Below are 14,506 nucleotides of genomic sequence, written 5' to 3'. Positions count from 1 at the left end.
TACACAGTTCCTACAAAACCACCAACCACCGGTAACATAGCCACCTCTCCCTTTAAATAAGTGCCATGATTTTCGGTCTATGATGTTTAAGTTATCGAAAAAACGGTTAAAGACAAATTCCGTAGCTTCGGGTTTAAAATTTTATACCATGATTGCAACAAAAGCATATGCTGTACAGGATGCTACTTCGCCATTAGGTCCATGGAGCTTTGAGCGAAGGGAAGTTGGTCCGCATGATGTACAGATTGAAATTTTATATTGCGGAGTATGCCATTCAGATATACACCAGGTAAGAAATGAGTGGGGTAATTCTATGTATCCGATGGTACCGGGTCATGAAATAGTAGGACGTATTACCAAAATTGGCGATCACGTAACCCGCTTTAAAGTTGGTGACCTGGCCGGTATTGGCTGTTTCGTTGATTCCTGCCGCGAATGTACTCCGTGCAAAGATGGTGAAGAGCAATACTGCGTAACCGGTGGTGCCAGCACTTATAACGGTATGGAGATGGATCGTAAAACACCTACGTATGGTGGCTACTCCACACAAATTGTTGCAGACGAAAAATATACACTGAAAGTTTCTGATAAATTGCCACTGGAAGGTGTAGCGCCTTTGCTGTGTGCAGGTATTACTACTTATTCTCCGCTGCGTCACTGGAAAGTGGGCAAAGGACATAAAGTAGCGGTGCTGGGTCTTGGTGGTTTAGGTCACATGGCCGTGAAGCTGGCAGCGGCTATGGGTGCGGAAGTAACCATGCTGAGCACTTCTCCTTCCAAGGAAGCAGATGCGAGGAGATTAGGTGCGCATCACTTTGCACTGATCACTAACACTGATCGGATGAAGGGACTACGCAGCCAGTTTGACTTTATCATCAATACTATTTCGGCACCGCATGATTACAGTACCTACTTAAATCTGCTGAACCTCGATGGTGTAATGATCTGTTTGGGCGTTCCTCCGGAACCTTCTGTTGTACCAGCTTTCAATCTTATTATGGGCCGCAGGAGCATTGCCGGATCATTGATTGGTGGTATCCGCGAAACACAGGAAATGCTGGATTATTGTGCTGCACATAATATCACCAGTGATGTGGAAGTGATTGACATTAAAGATATCAACACTGCGTATGAAAGAATGCTGAAGGGAGATGTGAAATACAGATTTGTGATTGATATTGCTAGCCTGAAGAAGAGTTAGATTGTCTTTCCCAGGATTAGGCTGATTATACTGATTACCCTGATTTTATTTTTTTTGATTTAAAAAAGATTAGCGAAGATTAAAGCGGGTATTTGTCTGAACTGTGATTTTTATGATTAATGTGATTATCCTGATTAGCGGAGATCTTAGCGGGTATTGTCTGAACCAGGATTTTTAGGATTGAATGGATTACCCTGATGGGTGTTATGTTTTTTATATGGAAGATATTAACGTATATCTCCGCTAAAATCTTCGGCATCCATCAGGGTAATCCATTCAATCCTAAAAATCCTGGTTCAGACAATACCCGCTAAGATCTCCGCTAATCAGGATAATCACATTAATCATAAAAATCACAGTTCAGACAAATACCCGCTTTAATCTTCGCTAATCTTTTTTAAATCAAAAAAAAATCAGGGTAATCAGCATAATCAGCCTAATCCTGGGAAAAACAATTACACCAGGTAGCTAAAGAGATTATCATCTTTATTCAACTCGGTAAACTGGAAATTATATTGATGGAAATTGGCGATCAGTTTGTCGTAATCCTCGCGGAATTTGAGTTCCACGCCCACTAATGCAGGGCCTATTTCTTTATTATGTTTCTGTATATATTCAAATCGTGTGATATCATCTGTTGGCCCGAGGATATGATTTACAAATTCTCTCAAAGCACCGGGACGTTGTGCGAAACGTACAATAAAATAATGTTTCAGTCCTTCGTACAGGAGTGAACGTTCTTTTATTTCCTGCATGCGGTCGATGTCGTTGTTACTGCCGCTGATGATACATACTACTTTTTTGCCTTTTATTTCTGCTGCGTGATCGTCCAGGGCAGTGATAGATAAAGCGCCGGCGGGTTCTACCACGATAGCGTCTTCGTTATATAATCTCAGGATGGTGGAGCAAACTTTACCTTCCGGTACCAGGTGCATTTTATCCAGCACATCTTTGCAAATTTCATAGTTGAGTGTACCTACTCTTTTAACAGCAGCACCGTCTACAAAACGTTCTATTTCGTTGAGCGTAACGGGGCCGCCATTTTCCAGTGCGCGGAGCATGGAGGGGGCGCCTTCCGGTTCTACGCCAATGATACGTGTTTTAGGACTGTATGTTTTAAAGTAAGTACCAACACCCGCTGCGAGGCCGCCACCACCAACGGGTACAAAGAGGAAGTCTACCTGTGACTGGTCTTCCAGGATCTCTATGGCCACAGTGCCTTGTCCTTCAATAATTTTTGGATTGTCAAACGGCGGGATGAAGGTCATGCTGTTGGCAATGGTGAATGCCTGTGCTTCTACAGAGCAATCATCAAAGGTGTCGCCTACGAGGCGGATTTCAATATTATCGCCACCGAACATATTCACCTGGTTCACCTTTTGTTTGGGTGTGATGATAGGCATGAATACCACGCCTTTGATGTTCATTGCTTTACATGCATAGGCAAAGCCCTGCGCATGGTTGCCTGCACTGGCGCAGGTAACGCCTTTTGCCAGCAATTCAGCCGGGAGGCTGCTGATCAGGTTATATGCACCGCGTAATTTATAGGAGCGTACAATTTGCATATCCTCTCTTTTCAGATATACGTCACAGTTATAGCGCCGGGAGAGGTTGGCACTATACATCAGCGGGGTACGGGTTATTACCGGTTTCAGTTTCACCGCTGCGTCAAGGATATTCAGGGAATTCACACTACTCATTACTTCAGACATAAAATGTATTTTAAGTACAAATGGCAAACCATTTTCGAATTGTCGAAATTAGAGATCCGGGTATATAATTGCTGAGTAAAATCTATCTCAGGAATCAGATACCTAAATCAATAATTTCAATAATTCGAAAATGGTTTGCCATCAGTAATTATCTTTTAAATGATTAAGCATTGTTAGGACGCAGCTTACGTACAGCCGCACCTGCCTGCCACATTTCGCTTTCGCGCAGTTCTTTCAGTTCTTCGTTCAGTTTCTCACGGTAATCAGGTGTGCTGTTGGAAGCGATAGAACGGGCAGCTTCTTTACCTGCTGCAACGCTGGCGTACAGTTCATCAAATACAGGCTGGGTAGCTGCTTTGAATTTCTTCCACCAATCCAGCGCACCGCGCTGAGCAGTAGTAGAGCAGTTAGCATACATCCAGTCCATACCGTTTTCTGCTACCAGTGGCATCAGCGACTGTGTCAGTTCTTCTACTGTTTCATTGAATGCTTCAGAAGGAGAGTGACCATTTTTACGCAGTGTTTCGTATTGAGCAGCGAAGATACCCTGGATACAACCCATCAGTGAACCACGTTCACCGGTGAGATCAGAGAATACTTCTTTTTTGAAATCTGTTTCAAACAGGTAACCGGAACCAACACCGATACCCAGTGCTACTACGCGTTCGTGTGCACGACCGGTAGCATCCTGGAAGATAGCGTAGCTGGAGTTCAGACCCTGACCAGCCAGGAACAGGCGGCGCAGAGAAGTACCGGAGCCTTTAGGAGCTACCAGGATCACGTCTACATCAGCAGGAGGAATAATACCGGTTTGCTCTTTATACGTGATACCAAATCCATGGGAGAAGTACAGTGCTTTACCAGGAGTGAGGTGTTGTTTCAGTGTAGGCCACAGGGTGATTTGTCCTGCATCAGACAGGAGGAACTGAAGGATAGTACCTTTCTGTGCTGCTTCTTCGATATCGAATAAAGTTTCGCCCGGAACCCAGCCATCAGCTACCGCTTTATCCCAGGTTTTAGAATTTTTACGTTGACCTACAATAACGTTAAAGCCATTGTCTTTCAGGTTCAGTGCCTGGCCAGGACCTTGTACGCCATAACCGATTACTGCAATCACTTCGTTCTTCAGCACTTCCCTTGCTTTTTCCATAGGGAATTCTTCTCTGGTTACTACTTGTTCGAGTACCCCTCCAAAATTGATGGTTGCCATGTGTTGTTTTTTTAGCTGTTAGCTATTAGCTTTTAGCTATTAGCTGAGACGTGATTTGAATAATGAATGTAATTAGTTATAATTTCTTACTAAAAGCTAAAAGCTAATCGCTAACAGCTTCTTTAGCCTGCAGGTCTTTCAGGTGCTCATGGAAACGACGGCTCCATTTTACAATGGCAACGCGACCGCTTTTTGAGTATTCTATCAGACCATATGGTTCCAGTTTTTTGATAAAATCTATCAACTCCTGCTGGTGACCTGTTTTTTCGATTACAAAATAATCAGCAGTGATGGTGAGGATACGCGCATGATTCTCGCGTATCAATCTTTCAATATCTCCTGTATGTAATGATTTAGTAGATATTTTATACAACGCCAGTTCCTGGTAAACTACTTCTTCTTCCTCATGTACAAAGGCCCTGTGAATTTCGATCAGTCTTTCGATCTGACCTACTACCTTATCCAGTTTTTCCCGTGTAGACATTACCGTTATGATGAATTTATACACACCGGGAATCTCTGTTTCAGCTGTGGTTAAACTGGTGATGTTGATGCCCCTGCGGGTAAATATTATAGTGATACGGTTGGTGATACCTATACGATCTTCCGTATATACCGTTACTGTATATTCTTTTTGCATATACCTGTTGTGAATTACAAATGATCAATATGAATCCTGCTATCTGCGCTGTTACTCCAGTCTGATGGCGGAAATAGGAGCACCCGCCGGCACCATTGGAAATACGTTGTCTTCTTTTTCCACCACTACCTCGAGCAGATAAGCGCCCTGGTGTGCCAGCATTTCATCAATAGCTTCGGATATATTTTCCCGCGTAGATACTTTTTTACCAGGGATATAAAATCCTTTGGCAACTTGTACAAAATCGGGATTGACCATTTCAGTAGAAGAATAGCGTTTGTCGAAAAACAGTTGCTGCCATTGTCTTACCATGCCCAGGAAGTTGTTGTTCAGGATCACTATTTTCACACCAATCTGCGACTGGTGAATAGTGGCCAGTTCCTGCAGCGTCATCTGGAAGCAACCATCGCCGATGATGGCTACCACTTCTTTTTCAGGTGTGCCTTTTTTAGCGCCCATCGCTGCGGGCAGCGAGAAGCCCATAGTACCCATACCACCGGAGGTGATGTTGGTATTTGGATTTTTAAAGCGATAATAACGGGAAGCCACCATCTGGTGCTGACCTACATCTGTTACCAGTACTGCTTCTCCTTTTGTTTTTTCAGAGATGAGGCGGATTACTTCCGCCATCTTCAACTCACCTTGCTGCGGATACAGTTCAGCGTGTTGTACTTTATCATACTCTTTTTTATCAGCAGCACGGAACTGCGCCATCCACTCCGGATGTTCAGCAGGTGTAACCTGTTGCAGCAGTGCTTTCAGCGCGGTTTTCGCATCGGCATGTACAGCTACATCCGCTTTGATGATCTTATTAATTTCAGCTGCATCAATTTCGATGTGAATAACTTTTGCTTTGCTGGCATAGCTGCCAACGTCGCCGGTTACACGGTCATCGAAACGCATCCCGACAGCAATAAGTACATCGCATTCGCCGGTGAGTATATTAGGACCGTAGTTACCGTGCATACCCAGCATTCCCACATACATCGGATGATCTACAGGTACCGCTGAAAGTCCCAGCAGTGTGGAAGCTACAGGGATCTGTGCTTTTTCTGCCAGTGCTATCAGTTCTTTTTCTGCACCTGCTAATAATACACCATGACCACATAAGATGAATGGTTGTTTGGCACCATTGATCAGGGCTGCTGCTTCTGCCACTGCTTCGTTACTGAGTTCAGGTACAGGACGATAGCTGCGGATGTATTCACATTTTTTGTACTCGTATTCAAATTCGCCGAACTGCGCATTTTTAGTGATATCCACCAAAACCGGGCCCGGACGGCCACTGCGGGCGATATAAAATGCTTTGGCCATTGCATCCGGAATATCTTCCGGACGTGTAACCTGTATATTCCATTTAGTGATAGGCATGGTGATACCAATCACATCTGTTTCCTGAAACGCATCTGTACCTAATAAGGCAGCAGCCACCTGACCGGTGATGCATACCATTGGTGTACTGTCCATGTATGCATCTGCCAAACCTGTTACCAGGTTGGTAGCGCCGGGACCGGAAGTAGCAAATGCCACTCCTACCCGGCCGGAGCTGCGTGCATATCCTTGTGCAGCGTGTGTAGCACCTTGTTCGTGTCTGACTAGTATATGATGTACCTGGTCCTGAAAATCGTACAGGGCATCATAAATAGGCATGATCGCCCCTCCGGGGTAACCGAATATAGTGTCTACTCCTTCTGCTATCAGGGAGCGGATCACTGCTTCTGAACCAGTTATAACAGGTTTTACGATTAACTGTTTATCTGCTATCTCAGTCTTCATCGGTAACACATCCTTCTGTTGCATTTTTTACAAGTTTTGCGTACTTAAATAAGATTCCATTGGATGCTTTCAATGCGGGTTGTATCCACTGCGCCCTGCGGGCGGCCAGTTCCTCTTCACTTACTTCCACATTGATAAAATTTTTCACTGCATCTATTTCGATGATGTCGTTGTCTTTTACCAATCCAATATTACCGCCTTCAAACGCTTCCGGGGTAATGTGACCTACTACAAATCCATGTGTACCACCGGAGAAGCGTCCATCGGTGATGAGTGCAACGCTTTTACCTAATCCTACGCCCATGATGGCGCTGGTAGGTTTCAGCATTTCAGGCATACCAGGTGCACCTTTAGGGCCTACCTGGCGGATCACCACTACATCTCCCTTTTTCACTTTACCGGAGGTGATACCTGCAATCAGTTCAAATTCGCCATCAAACACACGTGCAGGGCCTTTGAATATTTCACCTTCTTTACCGGTGATTTTGGCAACAGCGCCCAGTTGAGCGAGATTACCGTATAAGATCTGGATATGACCATTTGCTTTCAATGGTTTTTCCAGTGGTACTATAATATCCTGTGTGGTGAAATCTATGTCTGCTATGCTTTCCAGGTTTTCAGCAATTGTTTTACCGGTTACGGTCATACAATGTCCGTGTAGGCGTCCCTGTTTGAGCAGGTATTTCATTACTAACGGAACACCGCCTATGTTGTGGAGGTCTTCCATGAGGTATTTACCACTAGGCTTCAGATCTGCTATCAGCGGCGTTTTATCGCTGATGCGCTGGAAATCTTCCAGTCTTACAGAGATCCCTACTGATTTCGCAATAGCAATAAAGTGCAGTACTGCGTTGGTGCTGCCACCCAGTGCCATAATAACCGTGATAGCATTTTCAAATGCTTCTTTGGTCATGATGTCTTTGGGTTTAATATCTTTTTCAAGGAGCAGGCGGATGTATTGGCCTGCAGCGAGGCATTCATCTTTTTTATCCTGGCTCAAAGCGGGGTTGGATGAGCTGTAGGGCAGGCTCATACCTAATGCTTCAATCGCTGAAGACATGGTATTAGCGGTATACATGCCACCACAGGCACCTGCACCAGGGCAGGAGTTTTGTATGATGCCTTTAAAATCGCCTTCATCCAGGTTTCCGGCCATTTTCTGACCTAATGCTTCAAATGCTGAGATGATGTTGAGATCCTGGCCTTTATATTTTCCGGGAGCGATAGTACCACCGTATACCATGATAGACGGGCGATTGAGGCGACCCATTGCCATCAGGGAACCAGGCATATTTTTATCGCAGCCGGGTACTGTAATCAGCGCGTCGTAATACTGCGCGCCTGCAACAGTTTCAATGGAATCTGCAATCAGATCACGGCTAACCAGAGAATAGCGCATACCTGGCGTACCATTGCTCATACCATCGCTGACGCCGATAGTGTGAAAAATAAGTCCCACCAGGTCATTTGCCCAGACGCCTTTTTTCACGTCCTTTGCAAGATCATTCAGGTGCATGTTACAGGTGTTACCGTCGTAACCCATGCTAACAATACCTACCTGTGCTTTTTTCAGATCTTCCTCCGTTAAACCTATCCCGTACAACTGAGCCTGCGCAGCTGGTTGCGTAGGGTCTTGTGTGATCGTCTTGCTATATTTATTTAATTCCATTGCGTTTTGTTATTACCCGGATTACCAACTGTTTACAGTAATCCTATTTTAAACTTCGTCACAAATTACCCGGTAGTGGTGGCATATTCAAACCAACAATTTCCAAATTACCGGTCTTCAAATCTGCCTTTTGCTCTTTCAAAGCCTTTACTGCAAAGGATTGTAAGTTTTTCGATTTACAACCTTCAAAGGAGCAATTAGCTATTAGCAATTAGCAGTTAGCTAAAAACTAATAGCTAAGAGCTAAGAGCTAAGTGTTATGCTAATTGTGCTTCCCGTTGAAAGGATTTGTCCAGTACTCTTGCTTTGTATGCCTGCTGAAGTACTTTACCGAGTGATTGTGCCCATGGTTTGCTGAAAGAATGTCCGTCCAGGGAGTCCAGACCGATCAGCTCTGCAGCGGTACCGCAGAAGAAAGCAGCTTCTGCTTCTTTCAGTTCAGGGATGGTAAACAGTTTTTCTTCCAGGGGAATATTGAGTTCGTGGCAAAGTTCGATAACGGTGGCGCGGGTGATACCAGGGAGGATGTTACCGGCAGGAGGAGTAAATATTTTGCCGTCTTTTTCGAAGAAGATATTAGCACCGGGGCCTTCTGCAACATAACCATTCATATCCAGTAGCAGTGCTTCGTCGTACCCTTTTTCTTTTGCTTCCTGCGAGGCCAGTATTGAGTTTACGTATAATCCGGCCGATTTCGATTCTATTTTGAATGCTTTTGGATTTGGTCGCTCGTAAGAGGAAGTCATTACACGCAACAGCTTTTCACCGAGGTAAGCTCCCCATTCCCATGCGCATATCAGGATGCGGGATTCGGAGGCCGCTTTCAGCGTCATATTCGGCGGACAGAATACGAGCGGTCTGATATAAGCTTCTTCCATGTTGTTCATCTCCAGTATTTTGTAACAGGCAGCGGTCAGCTCCTCGTTATCAAACTTGTAGGGGATGTGGATCAGCTCACACGAGCGCTTCAGGCGATCAAAGTGTTCTTTGGCTTTAAAAATTTTCACTTCTCCATTAGCTGTTTTGTAAGCACGGATGCCTTCAAATACTGCGTAACCGTAGTGGAGAGATTGGCCGAACAAGTCAGTTGTAGCTGCATTAGCTTTACGGTATTCACCGTCGATGTAAAGAAAAGTGTTGTCGTTGTAATAGCTATACATAAAATTGAAATTATAACAGGGAATTATTGTCCAAAAAAAAGCCTTCCTCTTTGCGGAGGAAGGCGTTTATATTTTGTGATTATATGCACGTTTACCTATCCTCCATACTGGTGGCTAATAATGACAACGACGATAATCACGACCTTCGTGATAGCCCAATTGAGCTGAGGCACTATGTGATTAAGTTTTATGTTGTCTTTATTTACCCACATGGGAGGAGATTATTTTTTTTGTGTTTATACAAAAGTATTCGTGAAATAAATAAAAACCAACAGCCGGTTCAATATTTCGTGAAAAATTAATCACATTAGGTGTTTTTGAAAATATTTAAAAAAACAGGTCGATAGTTGGGCATTTTCTAAACAAATCGCATTATCGTTATAAATTGACCTACTTGTTTTGTGTATAAAAGACGGGGAATCAGAAGGCCTTCGGCCTTTTTTGTCTTTTCTTTCACATGATTTTTATGATTAATCATGATTATGCTGATTTTATTCCTTTTTAAAATATAACCAACTGCTAACTCAATAAGCTTCCTGAAATACACTTTTTCATATTTATCCTCAAAAGATATAATCAGGAGAATCATACTAATCAGTCTAATCGGGAGAAAGACAAAAAAAAATCCCGGTGCGTAATGCACCGGGACAAATGATTTCATTTCATTTACTGTTCACGTTCTAAAAATGATTTCATTTACTGTTCACTTGTTACACTTGTTCACTGACATGCAGGCACTTATCGATGATGTCCTGCAATACATCCTGTTTTTCGATCAGCCGCTGTAATAGGACCAATTGGTTTTTAGCGCGATCGTAATTATGCGTTGGGTACTTGATTGGGTAGTATACATCACCATTTAAGTAATCGGTGAGGAATCTGATACCCTGCATATAGATCATGAACTTCCCGGCAAAGAACAGTTGTTCTTTTTCTACTTTGGTTAAAGTACCGCCTACTTCCACGAGATACCCCTGCATGAGGGCTTCGTAGTATTCTTCGCGGATAACGATCTGGCTGAAATCCCTTTCTTCTTCAGATACCGGGCAAACATAGGTGCGTATCATGTCGCCAAGATCAGAGATGATTTTTCCGGGCATCAGTGTATCCAGGTCACACACACATATACCTTCATAAGTATCCTTGTTCAGCAATACGTTATTGATTTTGGTATCGTGGTGCATGAGATGATCTCTGAATTCAGGATTTGTTTTCAGTTGCTCATACGTTACTGCGATGTCAGAGTAGCGGAGGAATTCTTCAATCATCTCTTCTGCTGCTGCTTTCCTGTCGTCCTTAGCTGTACGGATAGCTTCCTGAAAAGCGCTGTAGCGTAAGGTAAGATTGTGAAAGTTTGGAATTGAAGCTTTAAACGGCTTCAGGTCAATACCCGAAAGGTAACTGGCAAGGCGGCCGAATTGTTTGGCTGCTTCAAATGCCTGCTTTGGGTTGTCGGCCTGATCTACCGTAACGGAACCAGCAATGAAAGGAATCATGCGCCAGTATTCGTTGTCCATTACAAAAAGCTCTTCCCCGACAATAGTAGGGATCGGCGTAATGAACAGATAGCCGGGATGATGTACTGCCAGGTAATCTGCTGCCATCCTTTGATTAGCAGCTATTATTCCTGGTTCCTTAAATACGTTTACATTGATTTTTTGTAAAACGTATTTGCTGTTGTCCTGCTTTTTTTCGAGCAAAAAAGTGTTGTTGATGTGTCCTGATCCAAATTTTCGGACATGCAATCCTTCAGGCTCAAGTCCAAAAGCCTGAAGGATCTTTGTGTTTGGTCTTATTTCCATAAATTGTCGGGATATTCTCCATTCTTAACCAGCTCCGACAAGCTGGCCTGCACACCTGGTGCATCTTCTTTGTAAGTAACACCAAACCATTTAGCGCTGGTAGGTAATACTTTCACCTGTCCTAAATTACGACGGATAAACTCATCAGCCACAATCGGAATAAAAAATTCAGATTTAGGGTTGGCGAGGTTTTTATCCAGGAATTCGTTGAACAGGTCCTGGCTCAGGTTGAATACGCTGGGATGAAAGCCCCAGAAGTTCATTGATACCGGTGTATCGGGCGACAATGGATGTGTACTGCCATCTGCTTCTTCGTAAACGATCTGTTCGCTGTTTTTGTATATTTTGGTTCTTTCGTTGATAGCAGAAAGGTTACCAGCTGCATTCACTGCGCATACACCGCGGGATACAGAACCGTGCTCACTGATGGTTTTACCCAGCTCGTAGCCTACAACGCTGTATACATCAGACTTACAGTCGTTGTTCAGGAAAGCGGCCATCTTTACGAAAGCATTTGTACCATAGAAATCATCTGCATTGATTACTGCAAATGGTTCATTAATAGCATTTTTGGCGCAGAGGATCGCATGTGCAGTACCCCATGGCTTGCTCCTGTCGGCAGGTACAGCATGGTCACCCACAAATGCATCCATTTCCTGGTATACATAATCAACAGCCACGCGGCCTTTGAGCTTAGGTTCAAAGATTTCTTTGAACTCAGCCGCAAAGTTCTCGCGGATGATGAACACTATTTTTCCAAAACCGGCGCTAATAGCGTCGTAAATAGAGTAATCAATGATAGTTTCACCGCTGGGGCCAAATTCCTGGATTTGCTTTAAACTGCCATATCGACTGGCCATTCCGGCCGCCAAAATCAATAAAGTAGGTTGCATTTTTCTGATATTAGTTTATATGTTTCAACTATTTACCTAAAAATATCGGCGCTAAATTTAATCATTAAAACTATTTTCACACTTTCTTTTTATGGAGAATACATATTTTAATGATTAATTAAACGGAATGATGAAGAGACTACTAGTGCTGGGAGCTTGTGCCATGCAGCTTTTTAGCACCGCCACCGCGCAACAGAAGACCAATCCTGAAGACATCAAAGAAAAAATGCAGTGGTTTGCAGATGCCAAACTCGGCATCTTCATTCACTGGGGCATTTATTCTGTAAAAGGAATTGATGAATCCTGGTCTTTCCACAACAAAAAAATCTCCTATCCGGATTACATGCAGCAGCTAAAAGGCTTTACTGCAAGCAATTACGATCCGCAGGCATGGGCCGACCTGATTAAACAATCCGGCGCACGCTATGCGGTAATGACCACCAAACACCACGACGGCGTGGCTTTGTGGGAAAGCAAATACAGTAAATTAAATGTTGCTAACAGTACGCCCGCTAAAAGAGATGTGCTCACCCCACTCTATGCTGCGTTGCGGCGCGATAGTATCAAATGTGGTGCCTATTTTTCGTTGATTGACTGGAGTTATAATGACTATCCGCAGTTTCTGAAAGACAGCAGCCGCTATGATATACAGGCCGAGCCTGCAAGATGGCAGCGCTTCCGGAAATTCTACGAAGGACAAATGGCCGAAGTAATGAACCGCTTCAACCCTGACCTGTGGTGGTTTGATGGCGACTGGGAACACTCTGCTGAGGAATGGGAAGCAGAAAAAATGCGCAAAATGCTCACCACCCATAACCCCAACACCATTATCAATGGACGTTTACAAGGTTATGGCGACTACGATACACCGGAACAAAACTTCCCGGTTACCCGCCCGCATTACCACTGGTGGGAACTGTGTATGACCATCAACAACAACTGGGGCTGGCAGCCACAGGATACTAACTGGAAGACACCCTACGAAATCATCACTATCTTCGTAGACGCAGTGAGCAATGGCGGCAATCTCTTGCTGGACATAGGTCCTAAGGCAGATGGTACCATCCCTGAACAACAGGTAAACGTACTAAAAGAACTGGGCGCCTGGAATAAACGTAATGGCGAAGCCGTTTTTAATACTATTGGCGGTATTCCGCTGGGACACTTCTATGGTCCTACCACCCTCTCCAAAGATTCCAGTACACTCTACCTGTTCCTCCCTGGTAAAACCAGCGGACAGGTGGTGATCAAAGGACTGGATAACAAAATAGAAAACATCAGTGTAGTAGGAAATGGTGCTACCCTCACCCATAAAGTAATAGGCAAAATTTCCTGGAGCCCCGTACCCGGACTGGTATATATAGATGTACCTGAAAATGTACAGGACAAATATGTAACAGTACTGAAAGTGAAGCTGGATAAGGCGGTGAAGCTGTATAGAGGGAAAGGTGGGTTTTTGACGGGAGAATAAAGGTAACACCCATCAGGGTAATCCATTCAATCCGTTAAATCCTGGTGCAGACTATTATATAAAGATGATTAGTTACGATAACATCACTTTAGCATCTTTTAAAACCAGCTGGCTGCCTGATACTATTCAGGCAGCCATGTTGCGTTTGGATAAATTACATCCTGAAATTTCCGGAAATAAGTGGTTTAAACTGAAGTATAATATTGCAGCAGCGAAAGCCAATAATGATAATGGCATCATTACATATGGCGGCGCTTATTCCAATCATATTGCAGCTACGGCATTAGCCTGCAAAGAGGCCGGCATAAACTGTATGGGGATCATACGTGGAGAAGAACATCACCAACATATGAACCATACCTTAAAAATGGCGGATGCAAATGGTATGGACTTAGTATTCGTAACAAGGGAAGAATACCGGAACAGGAACTCGCATGAAACCCGGGAAGGGCTTTATCCAGACTATCACATTATCCCTGAAGGCGGCCACAACGCCCTTGGTGCAAAAGGTTGTGAAGAAATTCTTTCCATCTTCCCTACATCAGAATATACGCATATCCTTTGTGCAGTAGGCACCGGTACTACATTGGCGGGACTTATTAACAGTGCAGCCCCACATCAGCAGGTGGTGGGCATTTCAGTATTGAAAGGTGCACATTACCTGGAAAAAGAAGTAGCTGATCTCTTAAAATCTGGTCAACATGCTGACTGGAAAATATTACACGAATTTCATGGTGGTGGTTATGCGAAGAAATCTCCTCAACTTATAGATTTTATCAATACTTTTTACAGGGAAACAGGTATCCCAACCGACATTATCTATACGGGCAAACTTATCCTGGCATTCAGTGAATTAGTGCAGCATGGCTACTTTCCGAATGGTAGCAAAATTTTATTAATACATACCGGAGGGCTGCAAGGCAATCTTTCCCTCACTCCCGGCGTTCTATCCTTTTAAAAACTGTTCATTAT

At 43.8% G+C, this 14,506-nt stretch carries 11 protein-coding genes; 3 read left to right on the top strand and 8 right to left on the bottom strand.

Annotated features, from left to right (window positions below; all coding sequences use genetic code 11):
* Window positions 1-148: 148 nt before the first annotated feature.
* The gene (locus CLV51_RS11095) at window positions 149-1,201 is read left to right on the top strand and encodes an NAD(P)-dependent alcohol dehydrogenase (protein ID WP_106528801.1); all 1,053 of its coding nucleotides are present in this window, start codon (window positions 149-151) and stop codon (window positions 1,199-1,201) included.
* Window positions 1,202-1,656: 455 nt separating this feature from the next.
* On the opposite strand, the gene ilvA is transcribed toward CLV51_RS11095, so the two are convergent.
* The 8 genes from ilvA to CLV51_RS11050 all read right to left on the bottom strand — a co-directional run bounded on the left by ilvA (window position 1,657) and on the right by CLV51_RS11050 (window position 12,063).
* Window positions 1,657-2,913 (bottom strand): threonine ammonia-lyase IlvA, encoded by a 1,257-nt coding sequence (gene ilvA, locus CLV51_RS11090; RefSeq protein WP_106528099.1) that lies wholly within the window; start codon window positions 2,911-2,913, stop codon window positions 1,657-1,659.
* Between the two features lie 163 nt (window positions 2,914-3,076).
* Entirely contained in the window at window positions 3,077-4,123 is a 1,047-nt protein-coding gene (gene ilvC / locus CLV51_RS11085) for a ketol-acid reductoisomerase (RefSeq protein WP_106528098.1), read from the bottom strand.
* 103 nt (window positions 4,124-4,226) lie between these two features.
* Window positions 4,227-4,763, bottom strand: coding sequence for an acetolactate synthase small subunit (gene ilvN / locus CLV51_RS11080; RefSeq protein ID WP_106528097.1), 537 nt, complete (start codon window positions 4,761-4,763; stop codon window positions 4,227-4,229).
* A 51-nt stretch (window positions 4,764-4,814) separates the two neighbouring features.
* Window positions 4,815-6,563, bottom strand: coding sequence for a biosynthetic-type acetolactate synthase large subunit (gene ilvB / locus CLV51_RS11075; RefSeq protein ID WP_106528096.1), 1,749 nt, complete (start codon window positions 6,561-6,563; stop codon window positions 4,815-4,817).
* Entirely contained in the window at window positions 6,529-8,208 is a 1,680-nt protein-coding gene (ilvD, locus tag CLV51_RS11070; RefSeq protein ID WP_106528095.1) for a dihydroxy-acid dehydratase, read from the bottom strand. Before ilvD ends, ilvB begins: the two co-directional genes overlap by 35 nt.
* A 257-nt stretch (window positions 8,209-8,465) precedes the next feature.
* Window positions 8,466-9,368 carry a branched-chain amino acid transaminase gene (locus tag CLV51_RS11065; RefSeq protein ID WP_106528094.1) on the bottom strand — a complete coding sequence of 301 codons (903 nt, stop codon included), beginning with the start codon at window positions 9,366-9,368 and terminating at the stop codon, window positions 8,466-8,468.
* Between the two features lie 710 nt (window positions 9,369-10,078).
* Complete coding sequence (locus CLV51_RS11055) at window positions 10,079-11,170, bottom strand: phosphotransferase enzyme family protein (protein ID WP_106528092.1); 1,092 nt, start codon at window positions 11,168-11,170, stop codon at window positions 10,079-10,081.
* Window positions 11,161-12,063: a nucleotidyltransferase family protein gene (locus tag CLV51_RS11050; RefSeq protein ID WP_106528091.1), complete on the bottom strand. Its 903-nt coding sequence runs from the start codon at window positions 12,061-12,063 to the stop codon at window positions 11,161-11,163. The genes CLV51_RS11055 and CLV51_RS11050 overlap by 10 nt, the downstream gene beginning before the upstream one ends.
* Before the next feature lie 127 nt (window positions 12,064-12,190).
* Here CLV51_RS11050 and CLV51_RS11045 point away from each other — a divergent pair, with 127 nt between their 5' ends.
* Window positions 12,191-13,534 carry an alpha-L-fucosidase gene (locus CLV51_RS11045; RefSeq protein ID WP_245898680.1) on the top strand — a complete coding sequence of 448 codons (1,344 nt, stop codon included), beginning with the start codon at window positions 12,191-12,193 and terminating at the stop codon, window positions 13,532-13,534.
* 64 nt (window positions 13,535-13,598) lie between these two features.
* Window positions 13,599-14,492 carry a 1-aminocyclopropane-1-carboxylate deaminase/D-cysteine desulfhydrase gene (locus CLV51_RS11040; protein ID WP_106528089.1) on the top strand — a complete coding sequence of 298 codons (894 nt, stop codon included), beginning with the start codon at window positions 13,599-13,601 and terminating at the stop codon, window positions 14,490-14,492.
* Window positions 14,493-14,506 lie beyond the last annotated feature (14 nt).

Origin of the sequence: Chitinophaga niastensis (genome assembly GCF_003014755.1) — a bacterium.
GTDB lineage: Bacteria > Bacteroidota > Bacteroidia > Chitinophagales > Chitinophagaceae > Chitinophaga > Chitinophaga niastensis.
The sequence above is the reverse complement of the archived record's forward strand: the minus strand, read 5'-3'. Positions and strand labels throughout refer to the sequence as shown.